Annotated in this window: 25 protein-coding genes; 15 read left to right on the forward strand and 10 right to left on the reverse strand. The window is 71.6% G+C overall.

Annotated elements, in window-relative coordinates:
• Positions 1 to 61 precede the first annotated feature (61 nt).
• The 8 genes from ABD466_RS19380 to ABD466_RS19415 all read left to right on the forward strand — a co-directional run bounded on the left by ABD466_RS19380 (position 62) and on the right by ABD466_RS19415 (position 8,323).
• On the forward strand, positions 62 to 1,078 hold the full coding sequence (locus ABD466_RS19380) for a type II secretion system F family protein (RefSeq protein WP_344658501.1): 1,017 nt from the start codon (positions 62 to 64) through the stop codon (positions 1,076 to 1,078).
• Positions 1,075 to 1,989 carry a hypothetical protein gene (locus tag ABD466_RS19385; protein WP_344658502.1) on the forward strand — a complete coding sequence of 305 codons (915 nt, stop codon included), beginning with the start codon at positions 1,075 to 1,077 and terminating at the stop codon, positions 1,987 to 1,989. Before ABD466_RS19380 ends, ABD466_RS19385 begins: the two co-directional genes overlap by 4 nt.
• Positions 1,990 to 2,042: 53 nt before the next feature.
• Positions 2,043 to 2,264, forward strand: a complete 222-nt coding sequence (locus tag ABD466_RS19390; RefSeq protein ID WP_344658503.1) for a hypothetical protein — start codon at positions 2,043 to 2,045, stop codon at positions 2,262 to 2,264.
• 76 nt (positions 2,265 to 2,340) lie between these two features.
• On the forward strand, positions 2,341 to 2,733 hold the full coding sequence (locus ABD466_RS19395; RefSeq protein WP_344658504.1) for a TadE/TadG family type IV pilus assembly protein: 393 nt from the start codon (positions 2,341 to 2,343) through the stop codon (positions 2,731 to 2,733).
• Between the two features lie 5 nt (positions 2,734 to 2,738).
• Positions 2,739 to 3,251, forward strand: coding sequence for a TadE family protein (locus tag ABD466_RS19400; RefSeq protein WP_344658505.1), 513 nt, complete (start codon positions 2,739 to 2,741; stop codon positions 3,249 to 3,251).
• A 65-nt stretch (positions 3,252 to 3,316) separates the two neighbouring features.
• Positions 3,317 to 3,706, forward strand: coding sequence for a hypothetical protein (locus ABD466_RS19405; protein ID WP_344658506.1), 390 nt, complete (start codon positions 3,317 to 3,319; stop codon positions 3,704 to 3,706).
• Between the two features lie 146 nt (positions 3,707 to 3,852).
• Positions 3,853 to 7,635 carry an AfsR/SARP family transcriptional regulator gene (locus ABD466_RS19410; protein WP_344658507.1) on the forward strand — a complete coding sequence of 1,261 codons (3,783 nt, stop codon included), beginning with the start codon at positions 3,853 to 3,855 and terminating at the stop codon, positions 7,633 to 7,635.
• Positions 7,628 to 8,323, forward strand: coding sequence for a prepilin peptidase (locus ABD466_RS19415; RefSeq protein WP_344658508.1), 696 nt, complete (start codon positions 7,628 to 7,630; stop codon positions 8,321 to 8,323). Before ABD466_RS19410 ends, ABD466_RS19415 begins: the two co-directional genes overlap by 8 nt.
• Positions 8,324 to 8,327: 4 nt before the next feature.
• Here the strand turns inward: ABD466_RS19415 and ABD466_RS19420 are convergent, their stop codons facing one another.
• Positions 8,328 to 9,263, reverse strand: a complete 936-nt coding sequence (locus ABD466_RS19420; protein WP_344658509.1) for a cyclase family protein — start codon at positions 9,261 to 9,263, stop codon at positions 8,328 to 8,330.
• 124 nt (positions 9,264 to 9,387) lie between these two features.
• Between ABD466_RS19420 and ABD466_RS19425 the strand changes: the two genes are divergently transcribed.
• From ABD466_RS19425 to ABD466_RS19445, 5 genes are all read left to right on the forward strand, one after another.
• Positions 9,388 to 10,308 (forward strand): SDR family oxidoreductase, encoded by a 921-nt coding sequence (locus tag ABD466_RS19425; protein WP_344658510.1) that lies wholly within the window; start codon positions 9,388 to 9,390, stop codon positions 10,306 to 10,308.
• Positions 10,305 to 11,384, forward strand: a complete 1,080-nt coding sequence (locus ABD466_RS19430) for a Zn-dependent alcohol dehydrogenase (protein WP_344658511.1) — start codon at positions 10,305 to 10,307, stop codon at positions 11,382 to 11,384. The genes ABD466_RS19425 and ABD466_RS19430 overlap by 4 nt, the downstream gene beginning before the upstream one ends.
• 19 nt (positions 11,385 to 11,403) lie before the next feature.
• A complete protein-coding gene (locus ABD466_RS19435; RefSeq protein ID WP_344658512.1) occupies positions 11,404 to 13,458 on the forward strand; it encodes a hypothetical protein in 2,055 nt (684 codons plus the stop codon).
• A 50-nt stretch (positions 13,459 to 13,508) separates the two neighbouring features.
• A complete protein-coding gene (locus tag ABD466_RS19440) occupies positions 13,509 to 14,084 on the forward strand; it encodes an RNA polymerase sigma factor (protein ID WP_344658513.1) in 576 nt (191 codons plus the stop codon).
• Positions 14,085 to 14,155: 71 nt separating this feature from the next.
• A complete protein-coding gene (locus tag ABD466_RS19445; protein ID WP_344658514.1) occupies positions 14,156 to 15,076 on the forward strand; it encodes a hypothetical protein in 921 nt (306 codons plus the stop codon).
• 34 nt (positions 15,077 to 15,110) lie between these two features.
• Here the strand turns inward: ABD466_RS19445 and ABD466_RS19450 are convergent, their stop codons facing one another.
• From ABD466_RS19450 to ABD466_RS19475, 6 genes are all read right to left on the reverse strand, one after another.
• Positions 15,111 to 15,611: a flavin reductase family protein gene (locus ABD466_RS19450; RefSeq protein ID WP_344658515.1), complete on the reverse strand. Its 501-nt coding sequence runs from the start codon at positions 15,609 to 15,611 to the stop codon at positions 15,111 to 15,113.
• Between the two features lie 203 nt (positions 15,612 to 15,814).
• Positions 15,815 to 16,636 (reverse strand): enoyl-CoA hydratase/isomerase family protein, encoded by an 822-nt coding sequence (locus tag ABD466_RS19455; protein ID WP_344658516.1) that lies wholly within the window; start codon positions 16,634 to 16,636, stop codon positions 15,815 to 15,817.
• A gap of 66 nt (positions 16,637 to 16,702) precedes the next feature.
• The gene (locus ABD466_RS19460; RefSeq protein WP_344658517.1) at positions 16,703 to 18,388 is read right to left on the reverse strand and encodes an acetate--CoA ligase family protein; all 1,686 of its coding nucleotides are present in this window, start codon (positions 18,386 to 18,388) and stop codon (positions 16,703 to 16,705) included.
• Positions 18,389 to 18,506: 118 nt separating this feature from the next.
• Positions 18,507 to 20,015 (reverse strand): class I adenylate-forming enzyme family protein, encoded by a 1,509-nt coding sequence (locus tag ABD466_RS19465; RefSeq protein WP_344658518.1) that lies wholly within the window; start codon positions 20,013 to 20,015, stop codon positions 18,507 to 18,509.
• A gap of 210 nt (positions 20,016 to 20,225) precedes the next feature.
• Positions 20,226 to 20,879, reverse strand: coding sequence for a TetR family transcriptional regulator (locus ABD466_RS19470; RefSeq protein ID WP_344658519.1), 654 nt, complete (start codon positions 20,877 to 20,879; stop codon positions 20,226 to 20,228).
• Positions 20,880 to 20,961: 82 nt separating this feature from the next.
• Entirely contained in the window at positions 20,962 to 21,738 is a 777-nt protein-coding gene (locus tag ABD466_RS19475) for an SDR family oxidoreductase (RefSeq protein WP_344658520.1), read from the reverse strand.
• A gap of 117 nt (positions 21,739 to 21,855) precedes the next feature.
• Here ABD466_RS19475 and ABD466_RS19480 point away from each other — a divergent pair, with 117 nt between their 5' ends.
• Positions 21,856 to 22,359 (forward strand): hypothetical protein, encoded by a 504-nt coding sequence (locus ABD466_RS19480; RefSeq protein ID WP_344658521.1) that lies wholly within the window; start codon positions 21,856 to 21,858, stop codon positions 22,357 to 22,359.
• 283 nt (positions 22,360 to 22,642) lie between these two features.
• On the opposite strand, the gene ABD466_RS19485 is transcribed toward ABD466_RS19480, so the two are convergent.
• The 3 genes from ABD466_RS19485 to ABD466_RS19495 are packed head-to-tail and all read right to left on the reverse strand — an operon-like array spanning position 22,643 to position 25,032.
• Entirely contained in the window at positions 22,643 to 23,434 is a 792-nt protein-coding gene (locus tag ABD466_RS19485; RefSeq protein ID WP_344658522.1) for an enoyl-CoA hydratase/isomerase family protein, read from the reverse strand.
• Positions 23,427 to 23,849, reverse strand: a complete 423-nt coding sequence (locus ABD466_RS19490) for a Zn-ribbon domain-containing OB-fold protein (RefSeq protein ID WP_344658523.1) — start codon at positions 23,847 to 23,849, stop codon at positions 23,427 to 23,429. The genes ABD466_RS19485 and ABD466_RS19490 overlap by 8 nt, the downstream gene beginning before the upstream one ends.
• Before the next feature lie 25 nt (positions 23,850 to 23,874).
• Positions 23,875 to 25,032 (reverse strand): lipid-transfer protein, encoded by a 1,158-nt coding sequence (locus tag ABD466_RS19495; RefSeq protein ID WP_344658524.1) that lies wholly within the window; start codon positions 25,030 to 25,032, stop codon positions 23,875 to 23,877.
• A gap of 117 nt (positions 25,033 to 25,149) precedes the next feature.
• On the opposite strand from ABD466_RS19495, the gene ABD466_RS19500 reads away from it, so the two are divergent.
• Positions 25,150 to 26,688, forward strand: a complete 1,539-nt coding sequence (locus ABD466_RS19500) for a FadD3 family acyl-CoA ligase (protein WP_344658525.1) — start codon at positions 25,150 to 25,152, stop codon at positions 26,686 to 26,688.
• Position 26,689 lies beyond the last annotated feature (1 nt).

Raw genomic sequence — 26,689 nt, forward strand, 5'->3', positions numbered from 1 at the left:
GCCAGTCGCGCCGATCGTGCTAGTCACGCCGACCACGTCAGCCGTCCCGATCGTGCCAGCCGTGCCGATCGTGCCGGTCACGCCGGTCGCATCGAACCCGCCGGCCGCGCCGACCGGATCGGAGGCGACCATGGACTCCAGTGACATGATCGCCCTCGCGGCGGGCTGCGGCGTCGGTGTCGGTCTGCTGCTCTTCGTCACCGGCCTGATCGCGCGCGAGGAGCGGGCTCCGGGTGCGGCCCGGCCGATCAAGGACGGTCCGCTGACCCGGCTCGGGAACTTCGTGGCGCCCGCCGACGGGCCGCACGCCCGGGAGCGGCGGCAGGCGGTCGGCTTCGGGTCGGTGATCATCGGGGCCGCCACCTGGCTGGTGACGCGGGTGCCGGTGTTCGGGCTGGCCGCGATGGCGCTGGTCGTCGTGGTGCCGGTGCTGGTGCTGCCGGACCGGTCGCGCAAGGAGCAGACCGCGCGGCTGCGGGCGCTGGACGCGTGGATCCGGGGAGTCGCGGCGCGGATGCGGGCGGGCATCTCGCTGGACCAGGCGCTGTCCGTCTCGGCGCGGGACGTCGACGCCATCGCCCCGCAGCTGCGGCGGATGTCCGCAGCGATCGCCGCCGGAATGCCCACCAGCTCGGCGATCATGGCCTTCGCCGAGGAGATCGGCGACGGGACCTACGACTTCGCCTGCCAGAAGCTGATCATGGTCTCCGGGCGGTCGATCGAGGGGCTGGCCGAGTCGCTGGACGGGCTCGCGGCGATGGTCAAGAAGCGGGTGGAGGTCCGGCAGGAGCTGGAGGCCGACCGGGCCCGGCCCGCGTCGACGGCGCGGTGGGTGACGATCATCGGGCTGCTGATGTTCTTCAGCGCGCCGCTGACACAGGTCAACTTCGTGGCGAGCTACCGCACAGCGGCCGGTCAGGTGGCGTTCCTGATCTTCGTCGCGATGTTCCTGGGCTGTCTGATGTGGGCGCGGTCCATCGCGCGGCTGGCGCCGGAGCCCCGGCTGTTCGGCGCGGACGCGGCCCGGTCGCCGGCCGAGGAACAGGGCAAGGTCTTCGGGATGGGAGGCGGTTCATGAGCCTCGTGGGCCCGATCGTGGCCGGGATCGCCGCGGGCGGCGGCCTGACCCTGGTCGTCGCACAGCTGCTGCCCAGTCCACCACCGGAGCTCCGGTCGGCGGTGCAACGGCTCAACGCGCCGCTGCGGGAGGCCACGCCGACCGCGGGCCACCCGCGCACGGGTGAGGGCTCGAAGGGGAAGTCGATCCTGCCCGAGGGCCTGCTGACCTGGATCCAGGGCAGCGGCCTGATGCTGGCGCCGCCCGAGGACCTGGCCATGTTGGGCCGGAACGCGACGGCGCACACCGCGCAGAAGATCGGCATGGGGGCGCTCGGGCTGCTGCTCCCGCTGGTCTTCACCATCCTGATGACGGCGGCGAAGGTCCACCTCTCGCTCGCGATCCCGGCGGGGTTCGCCCTGCTGCTGGGCGCGCTGTGCTTCTTCGGCCCCGACCTGGAGGTCAAGAGCCAGGCGGCCCGGGCGCGGACCGAGTTCGAGAAGGTCCTGCACGCCTACCTGATCAACGTCGCGCTCGAGCGCCGCGCGAACCTCGGCATCGTCCAAGCGATGTCAGAGGCGGCCGCGGTCGGCGACTCGTGGGTGCTGCACCGCATCCGCGCGACGCTGCTGGCCTCGCAGATGTCGAACACGACACCGTGGCAGGCCCTGGAGGAACTTGGCACCGAGCTCGGTGTCATGCACCTGGTCGAGGCGGCCCAGACGCTGCGCTCGGCCAGCGAGGAGGGCACGGCCGTGTTCCAGCGGCTGACCGCGCAGGCCGACAGCCTCGGCGACGCGGTCCTGACCGAGGAGCGCGCCGTGGCGAACGCACGGAGCGAGCGCATGGTGGTTCCGGTGACGTGCATGGGCCTGGTCATCATGATCATGATGGGCTACCCGGCCGTCGTCGAGATCCTCAACGCCCGCTGAGCGGGGGAGCACACCACACATCGGTACACACACATCGAACCGAGGAGAAGAGGATGCTCTACCAGGAAATCCAGAGCCTACGGCTCCATTGGGCCATGTTCCAGGGCGCGCTGCAGAGGTGGCGCAAGGAGGACGAGGGCGTCACCACGCTGGAGATGGTGATCATCGGCGGGTTCCTGATCGCAGCCGCCGGCTTGCTCGTCGCCGCCTTCAACACCATCTGGAACAAGGACAAGGGGAACATAGCCACCTCCGGCACCACACCTGCGCCCTGATCGAGCGGCACGAGGGAACACGATGATGATCGAACGGCTGTGGAAGGGCCCTCGCATCGCACGAGGGGACGAGGGCGTGTCCACGCTCGAGATCACCATCGTGTTCCCCGTCTTCTTCGCCGCGCTGATGCTGGTGTTCCAGGCCGCGATGTACCACTACACCGCGCAGGTGGCGCTGGCGGCGGCGCAGGTCGGCGCGCGACGGACGGCGGTGGAACTCGGCGCGGGCGTCCCGCAGGCCACGGCGATCGCCGACGGCCGCACCGCCGCCGTCGACTATCTCGTCCAGAACGGGGGCAGCCGCCTCCGGACCGTCGACGCGCAGGCGCCCGGCGGCGGCCTGACCGCCCAGGGGCAGATCCAGTTCGTGGTGACCGCGGACGAGGAGCCCCTGCCCTTCATCCCACCCCTGATCCTCCCGATCTCCAGGACCGCCATCGCGAACCCTGAGATCTTCACGCATGGATGACGACGATGAGACAGCGCCGCGGCCAGGGCCCCGGGCCCGCCGACACCGGCAGCGCGACGATCGAGGCCGTGATCATCGCGCCGGTCATCATCCTGCTCATCACGGTCGCGGTGGTCCTGGGCCGGATCGCGACGTTCCATGAGGCGGTGCAGCAGGCCGTGCAGGCCGCCGCGCGCTCGGGATCGATGAGCCGGTCCAAGGACCTCGCGACCACCGCTTCGACCGCGACCTGGGCACAGCTGGTCGCCGACAGCTCCGGCGGCACGCTGCCGAGCAACAACATCCACTGCGACTCGCCGCAGGGGACCCCGATACTGACGGGCTTCGACACGGTACCGGGATCGCCGGATTCCATCGCGGTCAACGGCGCCCCGGCGGGCGCGATGTTCGCCTTCCAGGCGACGTGCACCCTCAAGTCGGAGTGGCTGCTCGGCATCTTCAGCACGGACCTCACCGTGACGGAGACGGCGTACAGCCCTCTCGATCCCTACCGGTGCAAAGCGGTCAGCGGATGCTGAGCCGACTCCGCGGGCTCCAGGCCGACGCCGGGGCGATCACGATCGTCACCGTCATCCTCGGCGGCATGATGCTGGCGTTCATCGGGTTCGTCTGGGACGGCGGCCGGGGCGTCGGCTCCGTGCAGACCGCGGACGACCTCGCCGCCGAGGCCGGACGCACCGCGGCGCAGTGCGTGAGCGTCAGCACCTTCCTCATCAAGGGCACGGCGGTCATCCCCAATCCGACAAAGGCGATGACCTGTGCCCAGCCTTATGCGGACCTCGTGAACGCCGCGGGAAACGGCTACACCATGACGCTGACGGACATCACATTGTCTCCCACCCGGGACTCGCTTTCCGTCACCGTCGAAGTGGATCGGCCGGTGGCCTTCCTCTCGGCATTCGGGTTTGACGGCAAATACATCGGGCACGCGACAGTCAAACTGACACAGGGCGTCACTGACGCAGGGGGCTGAGTCATATGGGTACTCGGACAGCGCAGGGGCAGCGACCGTCTGCGGAGCAGCCGGTTCACCCGGTTCACCCGGTTCACCCGGGGCGGCCGGGGCGGGCGGACACCGGGGCGGCGACCGGCCTGGCTTCGCTCTTCACCTTGATGGTGTTGACATTCGGAGTACCCGCGGCGCTATTCGCGTTCGGGCGGGATCTGCTGCCGACCACCGTCGTGAAACCGTCGGTGATGTGGGCCGCGTTGAAGCGTCCCGACGACGGGCATCTCTTTCTCCAGGGCCTTTATCTGGCCGCCTGGGTCGGTTGGTTCCTCTTCTTTCTTTCGGTGTTCCTGGAGATCGTCGCGCAGGTCCGGCACCGGGCCGCGATCCGGCTGCCCGGACTGGGCTGGCTGCAGCGCGGCGTGGGGACGCTGGTCACCGCGGCGGTCGTGATCGTCGCGTCGCCGGTGGCGGCGATGGCGGACGCGCCCGCGGATCTGCACGCGGGCGGCGGCGGGGTCACGGCCACCCAGGTGATGGTGCACGGGGACGGCGGGTACGGAGTCGCGCACGGGGCGCGGACGCAGGAGGCCGAGGTGGACAACCCGACGTACACGGTGCGCCCGGGGGACTCGTTGTGGCGGATCGCGCAGGAGCAACTGGGGGATCCGAACCGCTTCGCGGACATCGCGAAGCTGAACGACGGGCGGGTCATGCCCGGCGGGACGGTCTTCCACTACTCGGAGTTCCTGCAGTCGGGGTGGGTGCTGTTCATGCCCAGCGACATGGGGCATCCGGCGGTGGAGGGAGTGGATCAGCATTCTGATGTGCGGACGGCGCCCATCCCCACGGCCACACCCGCACCCGCACCCGCGACCTCCGCACCTGCCACGTCGGCGAACGGGACGAAGACCTACACCGTGCGGCAGGGCGACAGCCTGAGCTCGATCGCGAAGAACGTCCTGGGCGACGCGCGCCGCTGGGACGAGTTGTTCGAGCTGAACCGGGGCCGGCCGCAGGCGGGCGGGCCGCCGATCTGGCGCGCCGACCTGATCTGGCCGGGTGACGTGCTGGTCCTGCCGGATGACGCGAACGTCGGCTCGCCGCCCGGGGCGACGGCGTTGTCGCAGATCCAGGGACCGCCGGAACACACCACGAACTCGCCACAGCCACCCGCCGCAGCCGCCCCGGAAACCGGTCCCCCTTCCGCCGCCGGCCCGGCACCGGCGACGCCTCCCGCACAAGCAGGGCCGGGCGGGGCGCCGTCAGTGCCGGGTCGGCCGCAGGGCGCTGATCCGGGCCGGGAACCACATGAACAGGCCGCGGAGCCGGCCGCACCCGAGACCCTGACCTTCAGCCAGACCGAGAGCGAGTCCGGCAAGACCATCGCCGCGATCGGCGGGCTTCTGGCCGCGGGACTGCTCAGCACGCTGGCCGCCAAGCGGCTTCGCAAGGTCATGCGACGCAAGCCCGGCGAACGGATCGCGGTGCGGCAGCCGGACAGGTGGGAACTCGAGATGAGCACCATCGAGAACCCCACCGGGCGGGTCTTCATCGACGCGGCGCTCAAGACCCTCAGCACGAAGCTGGCCGAGGTGGACCGGATCCTGCCGGACATCACCGCGACCGTGTTGAAGCCTCATGGGTTGGAGATCCACCTGGCGCGGACGGAGCCGCCGATCTCGCCCTTCTATGCGGACGCGCAACGGCCGGGCGTGTGGGTGTGCCCGCTCGGGGCCCCGTTGACGGCGCATGCCTCGCAGGTGCCGCAGGCCCCGTATCCGGCGCTGGTGTCGCTGGGCTTCGACGAGGGAGACGACGCCGTGCTCGTCGATCTGGAGGCCACGCACGGCGTCTCGCTGCTGGCGCCGGTGAACGAATCGGTGGGCGTGCTGCGCGCGATGGCCGTGGAACTGGCCACCGGCACCTGGGCCGAGCAGGTGGAGGTCACGCTCGTCGGGTTCGGGTCGGAGCTGCCGGCGTTGTTCACGCCGGGGTGCCTGACCCACACCGACAGCCTCCCCCGGGCGGTGGAGGCGGTGGCGCGGTGGTCGGCGACGGTGGACGCGGTGCTGGACAAGCACGACGTCTCGCTCAGGGAGGCGCGCACCTATCCCGACCCGGAGCTGGCGCAGATCACGAAGACCCATGTGCTGCTGTCGGCGGTGCCGTTGGATCCGCGATCCGCCTATCAGCTCCGGCAGTTGCTGTCGGGACGGCAGCGGACGTCGATGGCGGTGGTGGCGGTGGTCCAGGAGCCGGATCACCTGCTGTCGCCGTGGGCTGTCGCAGGTCCCTTGTTCCAGACGCCGCCTTCACAGACGGGCGGGCCGGGGATCAAGATCCGGATGCAGGCGCTGCGCGATGAGCAGTACGCCGCGATCGTCCGTGATCTCTCCGGTGTCGATCTGGATGACGAATGGGAGTCGGCGCAGCAGGACGGATCGTTCGGGGACGGGTCGTTCAGGACCCAGGCTGACGGCGACGGCGACGGCGCCGGCGGGATGGCGGTGAGAGCGACCGCGACACGGCCGCAGTTGCCGGCCGGCCCGGTCCGGCGCGCCCTGCCGCACCGGAAGCCGGCGTCGCTCGAGGCGGGGTCGGTCGTCGGGAACGGCCGGCCGCACGAGCCCGACGTGACCGAGCCCGCCGACCCCCCGCGGGCCAAACCGCTGGCGACGCCGGAACCGAAGCACGCGAACCGTTTCAAGGTGGCGGTCGACGACCTGTTCCGGATCGAGGCCCTGCCGCCGGCGCCGGGCGGTGCGACGCCGGAGGGCCCGCCCCCGCTTCCCAGGCCGGGTACGGCCAAGCACGCGCGGCACGCGTTGAACCCGGCGAATCTGCCGCAGTTCGACCTCGTGGTGGCGCCGTGGCACGGGCGCGGGGACACCGAGAGCATCGTCTCGGTGCCGAACGCCGCGCAGGCGCGGGCCCAGCAGCCGCAGGTGCTGGGGTTGACGACGTTCGCCGGGCCGGGGGCGCTGGCCGGGAGCGGGGTCGCCGGCGGGGTGGGGGCGGTTCTCGAAGCCGCCGCGGCCCTTGAGGCCACACCGGTCCTGGAGGCCGGCTCGGTCCTCGAAGCACCGCCGAAACCGGAGGATCGGCTGGCGGGGCTGGGACTCGAACCGGTCGCGTCGGGCGTCGAGGAGAGCCCCGCGCGCCGGAAGCCCGGACAGTGGCAGAACGCTTATTGGAACCAGCGCAAGGCCGCGGAGGCGGAGCGGCACTCGTTCGACCCGGCGGCGATGGGCCGTTCGATCAACATCCTCGGGCCGATCGAACTCTCGGGCACGGCCGCGACGGCCGGCAGCCGGGCCGCCGACCTGGCGGAGGTCGCGGCGTTCGTGATGCTCCACCCGGGGTGCTCCGCGGCGCAGATCGCCGCGGAGCTGTGGCCGGGGCGCCGGGGCGCGGTGACGATCCGCGACGCGCAGGTGGCCCGGCTGCGGGAGTGGCTCGGGACGGACGCGTACGGTGAGCAGCATCTGCGGGTCACCCCGCACGGCTACGCCATGGGCCCGTCGGTGACGTGCGACTGGCTCGAGTTCGTCCAGCGGGTGCAGGGCGGGGAGCTGGTCAGCGCCCTCGGGCTGGTCCGGGGACGGCCGTTCGAGGACGCGCCGCTGCGGAGGTACGGGTGGGCCGAGGCGCTGCGGCACGAGATGACGGCGCTCATCATCGACACCGCGCACTACGTGGCGGAGGCCTGCTTGCACGAGCAGAACCCGCGCGGTGCCCAGAGTGCGGCCTATCGGGGCTTGCAGGCGGCGCCGGAGTCGGAGCTGCTCTACCGGGACCTGCTGACGGCGCTGGCGGCGTTGAACGACTTGTCGAGCGCGAGGCAGCACGCTGACACGCTGATCGCTTACGCGGATCGGGAGGGCATCGACTTGCAGTCGGAGACGACGGCGCTGCTGCGGGACGTGCTTCAGGCGGTGCCAGGTGTCTGAGATCCGCGAAGACGTCGTCGAGCTGATCGGGAACGGAAGCGAGCCGGCAGCGGGCGGCGAGCACGCCGCGACCTTGGACGGCGAAGGCGGCGAGGGCAGCGAGGGCATCAGCGGCGGATCCGAGGCCGCCGAGGCCGCCGAGGCCGAGGTGCGCCCCTGGCAGCCGGTCGTCGGTCGATGGCGGGTCCTGATCGCCGTCGGGACGGTGCTGCTGGAGGCCGGCGTCGTCGTCAGGCTCGGCCCCCACTGGTCGACGCTGCCCGTCGTCGCGTTCGCGGCGACCGCCGTCGCCCTGGCCGTCATCGACTTCGCGATCCTGCGGCTTCCGAACGCCCTGACCGCGCCGACCGCGGCGGCCGTGGTCGGCGCGCTCATCGCCGAGGCACTCGCTGAACACCACCCGCACCGGCTCCTCAGCGAGGCGGAGGGCGGGCTGGCACTCGGACTGTTCTACATGCTGCTTTACGCGCTTTCCCGTGGTGGCCTGGGCCTCGGGGACGTGAAGCTGGGAGCGGTCGCCGGGATGCTGCTCGCCTCCCGCGATTGGGTGCACGTGTTCAACGGCACGTTCCTCGCCTACGTCATCACCCTCGTCATCGCCCTGGCGATGCTGCGGCGCGGAAAGAAGCGGTTCCCCTACGGCCCGGGGCTCATCGCCGGCGCGATCATCGTGCTTCTGGTCGGGTGACGCGTCACTTCACCGCGACTGGGTTCACCGGTGCGCCGGCGGCGTGCGTGAACGGCTCCGGGGAGGCCGAGAGGAAGAACTCGTACACGCCGTCGTCCGCGCAGTCCTCCGCCAGCACCTCCAGGTCCCAGTTCTGGCCTTGCAGCATCCCCATCTCGACCAGGTGCAGCAGGTGCACCGGCAGCTGGGCGTCGTCCCGTTCCGGCGGGTACACCTCGAACGCGATGTTGTCCGTGGCCACCGCGGCGACGTCGTGGGCGTGGAACCAGGGCACCGTCTGCATCGACGGCCCGGAGGTCGGGAAGCAGTAACCGCCCTTGTCCCCCGCCTTCAGCACCTTCATCGCGCCTGTGCGCACCAGCACGATGTCCCCCGGCCGGATCTCGGCCCGCGCCAGTTCCACCGCCGCGTCCAGGTCGGCCGGGGTCAGCGCGTGGCCCTGGGAGGCGTCGCCGAGCTTCTCCACACCCAGCGCCCGGGGCACGTCCAACAGGACGCCGCGGCCGACGATCGTTCCGGCCTTGTCGATCCCGCAGTGGGCGGCACCGGCTTCGGTGATGCTCTCGGGATCGAAGCCGTTGTAGAGGCGTCCCTCATAGGAGGCGTGGGCGAGGGCGTCCCAATGGGTGCATGCCTGCAGGCCCATCTCGACGCGGTCGTCCGAGGTGCGGAAGGCATGCCGGTCGCCCATCACCGGGGCGTTGACCATGATCATGGTGCGCCGGGGGTTGTCGCGACCGGGGATCAGGCCGATCTGGGGGCCGGTCTCGTCCAGGGGCAGAGCCAGGGAGAACCGCTTGCCGGCGCGGATCAGGGCGGCCGCGCGCACGACGGCTTCCGGGGTGATCAGGTTCAGGGTTCCGCGTTCGTCGGCGGCCCCCCAGCGGCCCCAGTTGTTGACGCGCTCGGCCAGGTCGGTGAACTGCTCGGGCATCGGCATCAGGGGGCTCCCGGAGGGCGGCGGGTGATATCTGACACAGCGTCAGTTGGCGCTGTCCACTGGTGCGAACCTTAGCTAACATGCCGTCAGATTCGTAGGCTTCGGATACGAGGAGCGAACACAGGTGGCGGACTTCCTGGCGGGCAAGGTCATCGCGGTGACCGGTGCGGGACGGGGTATAGGGCGCGCGGTGGCGCTCGGGTGCGCTGCCGAGGGCGCGTCCGTGGTCGTCAACGACTACGGGGTCTCGATCGACGGGCGGGAACCGTCCAGCGAGGTCGCCGACGAGGTGGCCCAGGAGATCCGGGACGGCGGGGGGCAGGCGGTGGCCTGCGCCGACTCGGTGACGACGATGGAGGGCGGGGAGCGGATCGTGCGGACCGCCGTCGACTCCTACGGGCGGCTGGACGGCGTGGTGTGCGTCGCGGGCATCCTGCGTGAACGGATGCTGTTCAACATGGCCGAGGAGGAGTGGGACCCGGTCATCGAGACCCACCTCAAGGGCACCTTCACAGTGTTCCGGGCGGCGAGCGCGGTGATGCGGAAGACGGGGGGCGGTGCGCTGATCGGCTTCACTTCCGGGAACCACGCCGGGAGCGTCTCGCAGGCCAACTACAGCGCTGCCAAGGGCGGCATCGTGAGCCTGGTGCGGAGTGCCGCGCTCGGTCTGGGCAAGTACGGCATCACCGCCAACGCCGTCGCGCCGGTGGCGCGGACGCGGATGAGCGCGAACGTGCCGTTCGACATGGCGGAGATGGGCGAGCCGGAGGACGTGGCCCCGTTGGTCGCCTATCTGCTGTCGGACGCCGCACGCGACGTCACCGGACAGATCTACACGGTGGCGGGCCGGCGGATCGCCGTCTGGAATCAGCCTCAGGAGATCCGGTCCATGTACGGCGAGGAGGCGTGGACCGCGGAGTCGATCGCGAAGCGGCTGCCGGAGGCGGTGGGGGTGGAGACCATGCCCATGATCGCGAAGCTGGCCGCGTACGCGAAGGCCACCGAGGAGCGCAAAGCGGCCGAGGAGCAGGGGGGCGGGCGGTGAGGGCCGCGGTCTTCGAGAACGGCAAGCTGGAGGTCGTCGAGGGCGTCGAGGTGCGCGGGCCGCGGGCGGACGAGGTCGTGGTGCGGATCGGCGCCGCGGGGTTGTGCCACTCGGATCTGAGCGTGGTGAACGGCACCATTCCGTTCCCCGGGCCGGCGGTGCTGGGCCACGAGGGTGCCGGCGTCGTGGAGGAGGCCGGCGCGGCGGTGACCCGGGTTCGTCCCGGCGACCACGTGTGCCTGACCACGATCAACCACTGCGGAGTGTGCCCGGCGTGCAGTGCGGGCCGGCCGACGATGTGCCGGGCGACGTTCGGGAAGATGAGCCGGCCGTTCACTCGGACGGCGGCCGACGGCACGGTCGAGAAACTGGCGTCCTTCGCGAACGCGTCCGTCTTCACCGAACGCGTCGTGGTCAAGGAGGTCCAGGCCGTGCCGATCCCCGCGGACGTGCCGATGGCCTCGGCCGCGCTGATCGGCTGCGGGGTGCTGACCGGCGTCGGCGCGGTGCTGAACCGGGCGAAGGTCGGCATCGGCGAGACGGTCGTGGTGATCGGGGTCGGCGGCATCGGGTTGAACGCGATCCAGGGCGCGCGGATCGCGCGGGCCGGGCGGATCGTCGCGGTCGACACCAACCCGCGTAAGGAAGAGGTCGCGCGGCGGTTCGGGGCGACCGACTTCGTCGACCCCTCCGGCGGTGACGTGGTCGCGCTGGTGAAGGACCTGCTGCCGCAGGGAGCCGACTACGTCTTCGAGTGCGTCGGACATCCGGCGCTGATCCGGGCGGCGACCGACCTGCTGGGCTGGTCCGGGGCGGCGGTGCTGCTCGGGGTGCCGCGCAGCGACGCGGAGGCCTCGTTCCTGGTGTCGGGGATGTACATGGACAAGACGATCATGGGATGCCGGTACGGAACCTCTCATCCCCAGTTCGACGTCACAAGGTATGTCGACCTGTATCGGACGGGTGAGCTCCTCCTGGACGAACTCGTGACGAAGACCTACCCTCTGGAGCACATCCACGAGGCGATCCACGACCTGGAAAGCGGGTCACTGGCAAGGGGAGTCCTCTTGCTCTGAGCCGAACGAGGGGAAGGCCGTGACGGAGAGCCCGAGCGGGCAGGGCGCACCGGACCACGAGGTCGAGGCCGCGTTGCTCACCGAGTCGTCCACGCCGCCGGCGGCCGTCCCCGAGCAGGCGGCGCGCGCCGCCCGGACGGACACCGGGGACGTCGAGACGGTCGACCCGGCCGAGGCTGAGGTCGAGGTCGAGGTCGAGGAGCAGTACGAGGAGTACGAGGACTACCCGCCGGCGCTGCCCTACGAGGATTCCGAGGGCGAGGACGGTGACGCCGACCGCCGTCCCCGGTCGCGCAACCCCTTCCGTCGCGTCGGCGAGCGGATCATCGACGAGATCCTCGACCCGAGCCCGGGGCTCTTCCTGTCGCTGGTCTACATCCTCGTCGCGGTCGTCCTGACCTGGAAGCTGCTGCTGCACCCGATGACCGGGCTGCTCCGCGGCAACCCCTACGACCAGCTCTACTTCGAGTGGCAGCTGACCGCGGTCCAGCACGCGGTGCTGCACTTCCAGAACCCGCTGTTCACCCACGCCATGAACGCCCCCGACGGCATGAACATGGCGGCGAACCCGCAGAGCATCGGCCCGGCCGTGGTGCTGACGCCGGTCACCTACCTGTTCGGGTCCTCGGTGTCGTTCGCGCTGCTGCTGGTGGGCAACCTGGCAGCGACGGCGATCGCCTGGCGCTGGTTCCTGCGCAAGCACGCCGCGCGGACCGAGACGGCGGCGTTCGTCGGCGGCCTGTTCATGGGCTTCTCGCCCTCGATGATGTCGCACTCGCTGGGGCACCCGAACCTGTCCGCGCAGTATCTGGTGCCGCTGATCCTGGACCGGATGCTGCGGTTGCGTGACCGTGAGCACACGGTGCGCCACGGCGTGCTGCTCGGGCTGCTGATCACGGCGCAGGTGTTCGTCGGCGAGGAAGTGCTCTTCCTGACGGCGCTGGGCTGTGCCTTCTTCCTGGTCTCGTACGCCGTCATGCGGCCCCGGCAGAGCCTGGCGGACGGGCCGGCGTTCCTGAAGGGTTCGGCGGTCGCGGTCGCCACGGCGGCGGTGCTGCTCGCCTATCCGCTGACGTTCCAGTTCATCGGCCCGATGTCGTTCAAGGGGATCCCGTTCGGTCCCGACTACTTCGCCTCGGACCTGAAGTCCTACCTGGTGTACCCGAGCTTGGAACTGTGGGGCGACCCGGACACGGTGGACCCGCTGGCCCGGGGGGCGACCGAACAGCAGGCGCTGGTCGGCTGGGCGCTGGTGCTGGTGGTGACGGCGCTGGCGCTGTGGTGCTTCCGGAGCGCGGCGGCGCGGGCCCTGGTGGTCACGGGCCTGGTGATGGTGGTGCTGTCGCTGGGCACGACACCGCAGTACGACGCGAAGCCGTTGACGTGGTGGGGTCTGGGCCCGGAAGGCGTGTGGACGCACCTGAAGGACCTGCCGTTGTTCTCCTCGAGCCTCCCCATGCGCAGCGCACTGGCGGTGAGCTGGGTCATCGGGATCCTGCTGACCCTGGGCGTGGACAAGGCGATGGAGCACCGGCTGCTCTGGCTGCGCGGGGTGGTGGCCGGCGCGGTGGCGACCGCGTTGGTGCCGCTGATCCCGCGCGTGTTCGACGTCATCGACCGCGCCCCGATCCCGAACTACTTCACGGCCGGCACCTGGAAGGAATGCGTCTCCCCCGGGCACAACACGATCGTCGGGGTGCCGCTGTCCGCCAACGGGGACCGCACCGAGCAGACCTGGTCGACCGCGGCCGACACGGCGTTCGACATCCCGCAGGGGCCGGCCTTCGTGCCGGACTCGCCGACGAACAAGCACGTGGTCTTCGGCAAGGAGAACGTCCTGTGGACGGCCCAGTGGCTGACGTACATCTACAACAACGGCGGCGGGGCCACACCGCAGGTGGACAAGTCCATCAGGGACATCGTCGCGCAGAACCTGGCGACCTGGCGGGCGAAGTGCGTGGTGGCCGCTGACGACCTGCGGAACCTGGACGCCGTGAAGTCCTTCCTGGACCAGGCGATCGCACCGGGTGTGCACAAGGGCGGCGTCGTGGTGTGGAAGGAACCCACCGGCTGACGGCGGGAACCCCGTGGTCCGTGCCGGACACGAATCCGGTGTGAGGACTGATGGCGAGTGACCGGGAGCTGTGGGCGCGGGCCGTCGACGGCGACCGGGAGGCGTTCGGGGAGCTCTTCGACCGGCACGCGACGGCGGTGTACAACCACCTGTTCCGGCGGACGGCGGACTGGGGCGAGGCCGAGGACCTGACCTCGACCGTGTTCCTGCACGCCTGGCGCCGGCGCGCGGACGTGGTGCTGGACCGGGACTCGGCGCTGCCGTGGCTGCTGGGGGTGGCCAACGGCACGCTGTCGAACACCCGGCGGCGGCTGCGGCGGGCGCAGGCGCTCGTCCAACGGCTCGTGATCCAAGACGAGCCGCGGGCGGACGCCGACCACGCCGACGACGTGGCGGCCCGGGTGGACGACCAGCGCCGGATGTCGGACGTGCACCGCGCGCTCGCGCGGCTGCCCCGCCATGAACGGGAGGTGGTCGAACTCTGCCTGTGGGCGGGGCTCGACCAGCGGGCGGCGGCGACGGCGCTCGGAGTCGCGGTGGGGACCGTGAAGTCGCGGTTGTCGCGGGCCCGGCGCCGCTTGTCATCAGACCTCGGACATCTCATCGAATCGGAGGAGGGCGCATGAGAGGACTGCCGGCTCCTCCTCCCGAGCGCCGGCTGCCCGGTCACGGGCGGCGGCGAGAGGAGTTGCTGAGGATGATCGGACAGGAGCAGCAAAGGGGCGGGCTCAAACGGCGGTGGGGGCTGCCGCTCGGGGTGGCCGCCGCGGTCTCCGCGACCGGGGTGGTCGCGGCGATGGCGTTCAGCGGCGGTGCCGCGAAGACGGCCGACGGGGCCGGTGTGGGGCCCGGGGCCGGGGGTGCGACGACGGCCACGGCTGCGGCCCCGACGACCGGCGCGACGACCGTACCCGGCGCGCCGGCCCCGACCGGAGGGCCGGACCTCGTGGCGGCTTGCAAGCTGGCGCTGGCCGGGAAGGACGACAGGACGGCGACGGTGATCGGCGGGACCACGCCGGCGCCGATCGACCCGAAGTACTGCGAGCCGACGCAGACCACGGCGCCGGACGGGAAGCAGATCGAGCCGACCGATCCGGTGATGACCGAGCCCGCGCCGGTCGCGCTGCCGGCCGAGCAGGCGGCGGCGGTCCTCGCCTCGTGCGCGCCGTCCGGCGGGCCCTGGCAGCCGGTGATCGCGGTGAAGACCGCCGTCGCCACGGCGAACGTGGACTCGATGGTGATCGGCACCAACGCGAAGCACGAGTATGTGTTCTGCGACGGCCTCGGGAACGCCGGACACGCGGACCAGTCGCCGTCGGCGCTGACGATGGCGACCATCCGGAACGGGAACAGCCACCTGAAGGAGTACGACGGAGGCACCGACTCCAGTGACCGGAAGAACTACCTGATGTACAACTGGGGCCTGGTCGGACCGGAGGTCGCGCGGGTCACCGTCAGCTACGGCACGGAGAAGCGGGAAGCCCCGGCCCGGCTGGTCGGCGGCGCCTACCTGCTGACGGTCTCGACGCCCCTGCTGAACTACACGCACCCGCCGGTCGGCTACGTCCACGCGTACGCCGCCGACGGCACCAAGCTCTACGACACGCCGCTCGGCTAGAGCGCGTCGCGAGCGCCGGGGGCGGGAGGCGGCCTCAGCCGAACGCCCCCTTGTGGAAGATCAGCGGGCTCGACTCCGGATCGGCGTCGAGCCCGTGCACGCGCCCGACCACGATCGTGTGGTCACCGCCGGGGTACGTCGCCTCGATCGTGCAGTCCACCCAGCCGTGGGCGCCGTCCAGGATCGGCGAGCCGAGCTCGGAGCGGCGCCAGTCGACGCCGTCGAACTTGTCGCCGCCGCTCACCGCGAACGCCCGGCACAGGGCCGCGTGGTCGGCGGCGAGGAAGTTCACGCAGAAGCGCCCCACGGCCTGGATGCGCGGCCAGGTGGTGGAGGTGTGGCCCACCGAGAACAGCACCAGCGGCGGATCCAGCGACAGGGCGGAGAACGCCTGGCAGGCGAAGCCCACGGGGCCCTCGGCGTCCTCGGACGCGACCACCGTCACGCCGGAGGGGAAGTGCCCGAGGACGCGGCGGTAGTCCGCGGCGTCGACGGCCGTCTCACTGTGCTCGCGTGCGGTGGCCTGTGCAGGCATGGTCCCAGCCCCTAGGTGTCACGCTGTGAACGGCTGCGGTTCGCGACTCGTTCGCCATACCAAAAGTGCAGCTCTTCCCAGCATACGTGGACGGACAGGGTCAGTGTGGGTGGGAACTGATGACCCGTCAAGTGATACGCCGTTCGACATGGCGAACGATCTCCGGACATTGACGTACCCCGTCACGAACCCTTCAACAGCAGTCAGCGCCCTGTGAATTCCGGCGCACGGCGCTCGGCGAACGCGCGCACACCCTCCTTGCCGTCATGGGTCGCCATGTTCAGCTCGACGGCGTCGGCCTCCTCGCGGAAGGCCGTCGCGCGATCCACTTCCAGCGCGCGGTTGACGAGATTCTTCGCCAGAGCGAACGCCCGCGTCGGCCCCACGGCGAGCCGCTCGGCCCACTCCCGCGCCGTCTTGTCGAGGTCCGCGTCGGGCACGACGCGGTTCACCAGTCCGAGCGCCAGCGCCTCGGAGGCGGGCACGTCGTCCGCGAAGTAGATCAGTTCTTTGGCCTTGTGCACGCCGACGAGCCGGGTGAGGAGGTAGGCGCCGCCGCCGTCGGGCACCAGGCCGCGGCGGGCGAAGATCTCGATGAACTTCGCGGACTCGGCCGCGATGACCAGGTCGCAGGCCAGGGCGAGGTGCGCGCCGAGGCCGGCGGCGATGCCGTTCACGGCGGCGACGACCGGCTTCTCACAGTCCAGGACCGCGGCGATGAGCGCCTGCGCGCCGTCGCGGATGGTGCGGGCGACGTCGCCGGGGCCGGGAGGGGCGGCCGGTGCGGCGCCCGGCTTCGGCCTGAGGTCGGCGCCGGTGCAGAAGCCGCGGCCGGTGGCCGTGAGGACCACGACCCGGGTCGCCGGATCGGCGGAGGCCTGCCGCAGCAGGGAGATCAGCCGGTCGCGCTGGCCGGCGTCGACGGCGTTCAACGCCTCGGGCCGGTCCAGCGTGATCCAGCCGACGCCGCCCGAGAGCTCGTGGCGGACGGTCTCTTCCACGGAGCGCTCGGGCGCTTCGGACATGCGGTGTCTCCTAGGGCGGGCGGTAGAGGTCGGTGCCTGACTGACTGGGGCTCAGTCGGATCCGGTTCAGCGCTGGATCAACGTCGCGGAGGCGTCCAGCGCCACCGTGCCGCCGCCGCGCCCCAGCACCCGCAGCGGCGCGATGTCGAACGTCTCCAGCACGTCGCCGAGGTCGAGCGCCATCCGCTGCACGCGCAACACGGTGTCGGCGAGGGCGTCGAGGTCCGCGCCGGCCGTGGTGAGCAGCGGCAGGCAGTGCAGTTCGTCGAGCATGCGGCGGGCCTGGTGGGCGTCGAAGGGGGCCACGCGGATCGCGACGTCGCCCAGGGTCTCGGCGTAGGCGCCGCCGACACCGACGACGACGGCGGGGCCGAAGCGGTCGTCGCGGCGGATGCCGACCATGGTGTCGACGCCGCCGGTGATCTGCTGGCCGATGAGGACGCCGTCCAGGGTGCCGAAGCCCTGGCGGCCGGCCGAGTCCATCAGATCCTTGAAGTTCTCGCGGACCTGGGAGGCGGAGGTGATGGTGGTGCGGGTCAAGCCGGCCGCCGAGGCCGAGGGAAGCCCGGCGACCGACGCCTTCATCACCACCGGGTAGCCGATCGTCGCCGCGGCGCGGACCGCCCAGGCGGCGCTGGTGACCAGCTGTTCGCGGGGCGTCCTGATGCCGTAGGCGCGGAGCAGCTGGTGGGTCTGCGACTCGGACAGGCCCTTGGCGGCGTCCGGGTCCTTCTTGCGGCTCCCGGTGGAGCCGGAGGCCAGGACCTGGCGGGCCTTCACGCCGGCCATCGCGTTGTCCTCGACCAGAGCCGGGATGCGGAAGCGGAAGTCGCAGTGGTCGTAGTAGGCCTTGGCGGCGGCCACCGCGTTCGTCAGGGTGCGGAAGGTCGCTATCTCGGGAGAACGCTGCAGGATCAGGCGGTAGCCGGTCTCGGTGCCGCCGGAGGAGCACCAGATCGCGCCGATCGGGGTGGTGCTCTCGCGCGCGGCCTCGACGAGGGCGGCGGCCGTCCACTCCGCGGCGGCGCCGGTCTCGGTGACGGCGTAGAGCAGCATGCCGGCGCCGGGACGCGCGGCGAGCTCGGCGATCTCGGTGGCGCCGGATCCGGCGGGGCCGGTCTCCTCCACCGTCAGGCCGGCGCGCCGGGCCAGATCGGCCAGCAGGGCGGCGGCACCGCCGGAGTCGGCCGCGATCCGCACCGGGCCCGGGGGCTGCGCCGGGCGCGGGAACCGGGCCAGGGTGGCGGCGCAGTCCAGCAGCTGGTCGAAGCCGTCGACGCGGACCACGCCGGCCTGCCGCAGCACCGCGTCGATCACCCGGTCGCCGCCGGTGGCCAGCACCACCAGCGGGCGGCCCGCCCCGGCCGCGGCCTCGGCGGCGCGGATCAGGGCCCGGCCGTCCAGGTCGGTGCCGACGGCGGTGGTGCCGATGGCGTCGACGCACGCGGCGATGGCGCCGACGCCGTCCGCCTGAGCGAACGCCTCGACCGCGTCCGCGAACGTCGGCCCGTCGCCGTCCGGCCCCGGATCGCAGTGCACCGCCCCGGCCACCCGCACGCCCAGCTCCTCGGCGGTGACCAGCGGGCACCCGGTGTGCGCACCGGTCGTCACCAGGGCCAGGGCCGGAGCCGCGACGGGCGGTTCGGCGGGCTGCGCGGGACGGGGCGGGACCCGGTGGCGATGGGCTTCCGGCGCGGGCCGGTGCCGGGCCACCTTGCTCTGTTCGCTGGTCATCACACTGGTGGCAGGCATCGCACCGCCCTCTCAAGGCAACTGAACAGTAACCTGACGATGTGTCAGTTTAGGACGCGGCTGCGAATTAGCACAGAGGTAACCGCCATGAGATCTTCTGGTCACAGGGTGCTGTTCGTCATGGGCCCACGCGCTTTCGCAATGCCGAACGATCCACCTTCTGCCCCGAGGTCAGCGGCAGGCTGGGGACGACCCGCAGGTCCTCCGGCAGCTTGTGCTTGGCCAGCCGCGATCCGGCGAACAGCCGCAGCTCCTCCAGCGTCGGCGCGGCGGCGGGGTCGGCCGGCACCACGAAGGCCACCCCGACCTGCCCCATCACCGTGTCCGGCCGCGGAACCACGGCCACCTCGCCGACGCCCGCGTGCTCCTGCAGCACCGCTTCCACTTCCTGCGGATGCACGTTGTAGCCGCCACGGATGTACATGTCGTCGCGGCGGCCGGCCAACCGCAGGCACCCGGCGTCGTCGAGCAGGCCGAGGTCGCCGGTGCGCAGCCAGCCATCCGGTGTCAGCGCGGCGCGGGTGGCCGCCGGATCGTGCCAGTACCCGGCCATCACCGAGGCCGAGCGGATCCACACCTCGCCGGTCTCCCCGGCCGGCATCCACTTGCCCTCTTCGTCCCGCACCGAGATCTCGGTCCCCTCGCGCGGACGGCCGACGGTGTGGAAGAGCTCCTCGTCGGGGGCGTCGAGCGCGGTCAGCGTGCCCAGCCCGCCGGATTCCGTGGAGGAGTACCGGATCGAGTAGGCGGCACCGAACGTCCCGCGCGCCCGCCGGACCAGGTCGGCCGGCGACGGGCCGCCGCCTATGATCAGGGCTTTGATCGCCGCGGTGTCGTACGCGCCGAGACCCGGCACCCGCAGCAGCAGGGCGACCTGCGAGGCCACGCCCCCGATCACCGGGATGCGCTCGCCGCAGACCAGGTCCAGGGCCTCGCGGGCGCGCCAGCGCGGCAGCATGTGCAGCCGGTTGCCGGACAGCAGGTGACCCGCGAGCTTGGTCATGAAACCGACGTGGTTCAGCCCGGTGGCCACCAGCAACGGCATCGGCCCGGTCTGCGAGCGCGCGTCCATCGCGGCGATCGCCGCGATCTGCCGCGCCCCGAACAGCGCGCCCTTCGGCAGCCCGGTGGTCCCGGAGGTGAAGACGATGGCCTCCGACTCACTGTGCGAGCGAGCCTTGGGCACGACATGCGTGCGCTCGCGGCCCAGCATCGGCAGCCCGGCGGCGAACTCCCGGCGGTCCGAGGCCAGCCGCACCGGGATGATCTGCGCGTCCGGCAGGCGTCCGGTCAGCAGTTCCTCGGTCCCGATGACGACGTCGGGACGGGCCCGTTCCAGCATCGCGTGGCGCTCCGCCGGCGAGTAGTGGCCGCCGATCCCCGCGGTGACGGCCCCGATCTTGGCCAGCGCGCAGTAGGCGACGACGTAGTCGAGCGAGTTCGGCAGCAGCAGCGCGGCCACCTGTCCCTGCCCGACGCCGCGCACCGCCAGGCGCGCGGCCATCGCCTCGGAGGAGGCGTTGAGCTGCTGGAAGGACAAGGAGAGCGGACCGCGTCCGGCCACGAGGGCCAAGGCCGGTCCGTGGTCACGGGCGGCTTTGCGGACGGCGTGGGCGAGGAAGGTCATCGGAGCTCCCTGAGGGATGGGTGCCGATCTGACTCGGGCACAGATCTTCCCTCGACTCAGGGAGCTAATCCAGAGGCACGCGTACAGGGCCGCGACGACATGGATACGGCGGTCGACCGCGCCGGGAACGCCGTCGACCGCCGAAAATCAGGCCTCTGCCACTCGCCCCGCCGCCGAGCCCTCGTCTCAGAGCTCCGCTTCCGGGCCCCGCTACGCCGCGACCGGCTTCTTCTGCGTGATACCCATGTAGACCAGGCCGATCATCGCCGCGCGCAGCTCGGTGAGCTTGATGCTCCACGCCTCGAACACGCGCTGGTGCGCGGAGATCGAGGCGAGCATCGCCACCAGGGCGCCGGCGGTCGCGGTCGGGGGCATCACGTCGTCGGCCTTGCCGGACGCCTGCAACTCGGTCATGGCGTCGGCCAGGGACAGGGTGACGTTGTTCAGGATCTTCATGCGGATCTTGTGGAAGCGCTTGTCGCCCTCGGCGGTGGCCAGGTCGACCACGCGCAGGATCGCCTCGTGCTCGTTCCAGAACGCCAGGAACCCGTCCACGAGCGCCTCGGACGCCTGCATGCCCGCACGGCCGCTCCAGGTGCGGCCGTCGGCGAGCTCCTTGAGGTGGGCGCCGTCCTTGGCCATGTCGTTGGCGATCTCGATGATGGCCGACTCGATGTCCGGGAAGTACTGGTAGAAGGTGGCCGGGCTGGTGCCGGCGAGCCGCGCCACGTCGATCACGGTGATGGAGCGGTACGGCTGCGAGACGAGCATCTCGCCGAGGCACTCCAGCAGCCGGGCCCGGGTGGCCTGGCCGCGCTTACCCGCGATCCGCCCGTCGACGGTGCGCACTTGCTGAGCTGTCATGCCGTCAGTTTATTCGGTGCCGCGCGCCGAAAACGCCCAGACCTGGGTGATCGTCGAAGATCAGCACGCGTTATCATGCTCGTCACTCCCCGGTTCCGTCGATGCCGGCCGCCCGGCGCGGCAGGTGTCCGGCGCGGTTGAAGCGCGGCGCCTCACCGCCGCCGTGCACCAGGAGTTCCGCGCCGGACACCTGCCGCGCCGCGTCGGAGGCCAGGAACAGACAGGCGTCGGCGATGTCCGCGGGCTCGGCCATCCGCCCCATCGGCAGCCCCTGTCCGACCACGGCGGCCGCCTCCGGCCCGCCGTAGTACGCGGTCAGCGACTCGGTGAGCACCGGCCCGGGCAGCACGCAGTTCACCCGGACCCGCGGCGCCCACTCCAGCGCCAGGCTCTTGGTGAGCGAAGCGAGGGCGGCCTTGGCGGCGCCGTAGAGGGCCGTGCCGGGACTGGGGCGGGTCCCGGCCACCGAGCCGATGTTCACGATCGACGCGCCGCCGTGCTCCGGAGTCAGGGGGTACATGCACTGCGCGGCGAACAGGGCGCCGAGGACGTTGAGATCGAACGCGGCGCGCGCCGCCGCCTCGGAGTAGTCCAGCGCCGCGCCGGGCCGTGCGCCGCCGGCGTTGTTGACCAGCACGTCAACCCGCCCGAACTCCTCGGCGACGGTCCGGAAGGCGTCCCGCACCGCGCCGTGCGAGCCCAGGTCCGTGGCGATGAAGCGGCCGACGGCCTGGCGCGGCTCGGTACGCGCCAGCGTGACCACGGTGGCCCCGGCCGCCTCGAAGCGTGCCGCGACCGCCCGTCCGATGCCCCGGGTCCCGCCGGTGACGACGGCGACCCTTCCGGTGAAGGACGTCACACCGGACTGTGTATCAGAGGTGGCTTTTCCACGGAAGCGCCACTATTTCACTCGGTCGGACGATTGACCGTGACCGATCAGCGGTGTCGACTCTTGCACAGTCCGGAGGAGATGACGATGGGCGATTCCGCCGCTGTACCCCTGGTCGAACCCGCCGCGGGCGGAGACGACGAACCCTTCTTAGGCCTGGCGTGGGCCGAGGCCATCGAGGCCACCGAACTCCTGCGCTCGGCCCTGGCCGCGCTGGGCCTGGCCGAGGAGATCCCGCGCCTGCGGGGCGACGTGAACGTGTACGGCCGGCCGATGGTGACCTTGGGACGGATCAGCCCGACGGCGGCCCGGCGGCTCGCCGCGGCGCTGAGTCGCGCGGCCCAGCAGCCACGCGTCTACGGCCAGGCGCCGCCGGTGCGGGGCGAGGCCGGAAGCTGCCCGCTGCCGGTCCAGGTGCCGGTCCAGGTGCCGGTCCAGGTGCCGGTCCAGGTCCCGGTCCAGGTCCCGGTCCAGGTCCCGGCCCACGTGCCGGTCCCGACGGTGGTCTCCGGGCCGCCGGTCGCCGCGGCTCCCCGGACGGCGGGCGGACTGCCCCCCTCGCCGTCGGACTCGATGCGGCTGCCGGCCTGACGGAACGCAGAAGCGGCTGGAGCCCGACACGGCTCCAGCCGCGATCCCGGCTGACCCGGGGGGATCGTCAACCGGGGTGGGCGCCGATCCCGCGGCCACCCACGTCTTGACCTGCCGCAGCAGCGTACGAGTCAGGGCTCGAAGCCCGCCAGCGTTTCGGCCCTGGGGCGAAAGGCTCTTCGCCCACCTCAGCGGGCGGGTCCGGGCCCGCCCGCCGCGCCTCACATCGCGCCCGTCGCCGCGCCCTTCGCCGCGCCTCTCACCGCGCCTCTCACCGCGCCTCTCACCGCGCCCGCCAGCCATCCCCCTTCGCCCGCCCCCGGAACAGCTCGGCCTGTCGCTCCGCGCTGATGTTCCCGAGCTGCACCAGGTGCGGCGCCAGGCCCAGTGCCTGGCCCTTCGCCATCTCGCGGGCGGCCCACAGGGCGCGCACCGTGCCCTCGACCGCGCCGGGTTCGCTGGACGCGATGGTCGCCGCGGCCCACGCTGCGGCGTCCGCCAGCGCCTCGTTGTCCGGGACGACCTCGCTCACGAAGCCGATCTCGTGGGCCCGCCGCGCCGTCATCCGTTCGGCGGTGCCCAGCAGCGCCAGGCGCGCCAGTTCGCCGTGCGGCATGCGCTGGGCGAGGTGGACGGCCTCGTAGGCGAGCACCATGCCGTAGCTGACGTGCGGGTCGAAGAAGGTGGCGTGGTCGGCGGCGATCACGAACTCGCACTCGCCGAGCAGGTAGAAGGCGCCGCCGCAGGCCATGCCGTTGACGGCGGCGATCACCGGCTTCCAGAGGTCGGCCGTCTTCGGGCCCAGCGCGACGCCGGGGTCGTCGACCATGAACGGCGACGACGGCTGCGGGACCTGGACGTCGCGGTCGATGCCCGTGCAGAACGCCTTGTCGCCGCTGCCGGTCACCACCACGCAGCGGACCGCGTCCCGGTGCCGGAGCGTCTTCCACAGGCTGTGGATCTCGTCGGCCATCGTCAGGTCGAAGGCGTTGTGGCGCTCGGGCCGGTTCAGCGTCACGAACGCCACACCGTCGCGTTCCTCGTAGAGCAGGGTACTGAACGCGAGGTCACTCATCGGGCGTCCAGGCCGCCACGGTCAGCCCCTCCAGCTCCCGGAACACCACGCGCACCGGCTGCCCGATCTCGAGCGTGGCCGGGTCGACCGAGTCGATCCCGGCCTCCGGGGACGCGACCAGGTTGCCGACCAGGCGCAGCCGCCGGTCCTCCTCCAGTTCCACGACCACCACCGGATACGGGGCGACCGCCGCGTAGTCCGGGAGCAGCGGCGGGTGCGGCACGGCGTAGGACCAGATGTGGCCGCGCCCCGACATGCGCTTCCAGGCGAACTCGGTGCTCTGGCACCGCGGGCACATCGGGCGGGGCGGGAACAGCACCTCGCCGCAGCGTGCGCACGTCTGCATCCGCAGTTCGCCCTTGGCCGCGTACTCGAAATACGGCGCGCCGTCCTCGTCGACGAGCGGTTTGAGCATCTGACAGGCCCCTCTCAGTCCCAGCTCAGTCCCGGCGCAGCAGGACGGCCGACGTCGGTACAGCTTCACCCGCGGTGACCAGGCATGTCGAGGCCCCGGCGACCTGGTTCGCCGACGTGCCCCGCAGCTGCCGCACGCCCTCGTTGATCAGGTTGAACCCGTGGACGTAGGCCTCGGACAGTCCGCCGCCGGAGGTGTTGACCGGCAGCCGGCCGCCGAGTTCGAGCGCGCCGTCCTCGGTGAACGCGCCGCCCTCGCCCTTGCCGCAGAAGCCGTAGCCCTCCAGGGACAACGGGATCAGCGGGGTGAAGGCGTCGTAGATCTGCGCGACGTCGACGTCCGCCGGCCGGATGTCGGAGTACTTCCACAGCTGTCGCGCGGCGATCCAGGACGGTCCGGCCAGCGGGTCGTCGTTCCAGTAGTTGACCATGCCGTGGTGCTGAGCCGGCAGCCCCTGTCCGAACGCGTGCACATAGGCCGGCGGCTGCTTGCAGTCACGGGCCCGTTCCGCCGAGACCATCACGACCGCGAGCGCGCCGTCGGTCTCCAGGCAGTTGTCGAACAGGCACAGCGGATCGGAGATCATCCGGGAGTTGAGATAGTCGTCCATCGTGAGCTCGCGGCCGTGCATGATCGCCGCCGGGTTGGCGTTGGCACGGTTGCGGCAGGCGATGGCGACGTTGCCTAGGTGCTCGCGGGTCATGCCGTACTCGTGCATGTACCGCCGGGCGAGCACGGCGATCTCGTCGACCGGGCGGAGCAGGCCGAAGGGCCGCGTCCACTGCGCCGGGGTCGGGAGCTGGTGCACGGTGTCGGTCCACGGCCTCGGCCCGCTGCCGCGCTTGCGGGAGCGCCACGCGACGCCGACGTTCGCCTGCCCGGTCGCGATCGCCATGGCCAGGTGGCCGATCGTCGCGCACGATCCGCCGCCGCCGAAGCCGACGCGGGAGAAGAAGGTGACGTCGCCCGCGCCGACCGCCTTGGCCACCTCGACCTCGTCGGTGGCCTCCATCGTGTAGGCGGCGAACGCGTCGACCTCGTGCGCGGCGATGCCCGCGTCGTCCAGGGCCGTGGCGATGGCCCGGCAGGCGAGCGCCTTCTCGGAGGGCTCCAGGTGTTTGGCGAACTCGGTCTGGCCGATGCCGACGATGGCGGCCCGGTCCTTCAAAGGGCTCGGATTCATGCACCTTCCCATCTGACGCGGCGTCAGATATCTGCCTATCATGGGCCCCGGCACGGTGCCAGAGCCACTCGCTGGTTTTCCCCACGGATGCAGTCCCTGCGCGAAAGGCCCCCGGTGATGACGGTGCAGCACGGCGAGACGACGATCCCGGACCTGGTGGCGCGGGCCGCCGCCGACTTCGGCGACCGGGAGGCGGTGGTCGACGGCGCCGAGCGGCTGACCTTCGGCGACCTGGCCTCGCGGGTCAGGCAGGCGGGCCGGGCGATGATCGCCTGGGGCGTGCGGCCCGGGGACCGGGTGGCACTGTGGGCGCCGAACTCGGCCGAGTGGATCGTGACCGCCCTCGGCGCGGTGTCGGCCGGCGCGGTGCTGGTGCCGCTGAACACCCGCCTGAAGGCCGCCGAGGTCGGCTCCATCCTGCGGAAGTCGAAGACGAAACTGGTCGCGGTGTCCGGGGAGTTCCTCGGCGTCGACTATGTGGCGCAGATGGAGTCGCTCCGCGCGGAACTACCCGACCTGGAGACGATGACCGCGTTCACCGACGGCGGCCTGCCGCCGGTGGTGTCGCGGCGGCAGTTCCGGGCCCCGGGGATGAAAGTGCCGGCGTCGGCGTTCGACGAGGCGGCGGCTTCGGTGAGCACCACTTCACCCGGCGACCTGTTCTTCACCTCGGGCACGACGGGGAGCCCGAAGGGCGTGCTGACGACCCACGGCCAGACCACTCGCGCCTTCCATCAGTGGTCGGAGATCGTCGGCCTGCGCGCCGGGGACCGGTACCTGATCGCGAACCCGTTCTCGCACACCTTCGGCTACAAGGCCGGGATCCTGGCCTGCCTGATGCGCGGCGCGACCATGGTGCCGCTGGCGACCTTCGACGCCGAGACGCTGTTCGAGACCATCGAGCGGGAGCGGATCACGGTGTTCCCGGCGGCGCCGGCGGTGTACCAGATGATGCTGGCCGATCCCGGGCTCGCGAAGCACGATCTCAGCTCCCTGCGGGCGGCGGCGACCGGCGCGGCCGTGATCCCGGTGGAGCTGATCCACCGGATGCGCGACACGCTCGGCCTGGAGACGGTCGTCACCGCCTACGGACTGACCGAGGCGACCGGCGTGGTGACGATGAGCCGCGCCGGCGACGACCCCGAGACCGTGGCCCGCACGTCCGGCCGCGCCATCGACGGCGTCGAGGTGCGCGTCGCCGAGGACACGAAGGAGATCCTGGTCCGCGGCTACAACGTGATGCCCGGCTACTTCGAGGACGAGGACGCCACCGCGGAGGCGGTCGACGCCGACGGCTGGCTGCACACCGGGGACGTCGGCGAACTGGACGCCGCGGGCAACCTGCGGATCACCGACCGGATCAAGGACATGTTCATCTGCGGCGGCTTCAACGCGTACCCGGCGGAGATCGAGCAGGTGCTGCTGACGTACCCGGGCGTGCGGGAAGCGGCGGTGATCGGCGTGCCGGACCAGCGCCTCGGCGAGGTCGGGAAGGCGTTCGTGATCGCGGCGCCGGGCCGGGAGCCGGACCCCGAGGCGCTGATCGAGTACGCGAAGGAACGCCTCGCCAACTACAAGGTGCCGAAGCACGTCGAGCTGGTCGAGGCGTTCCCGCGCAGCTCGCTGGGGAAGGTGCTCAAGCGCGAGCTGCGGTGAG

The sequence above is a fragment of the Catenulispora subtropica genome (genome assembly GCF_039531675.1).
Taxonomy (GTDB): domain Bacteria; phylum Actinomycetota; class Actinomycetes; order Streptomycetales; family Catenulisporaceae; genus Catenulispora; species Catenulispora subtropica.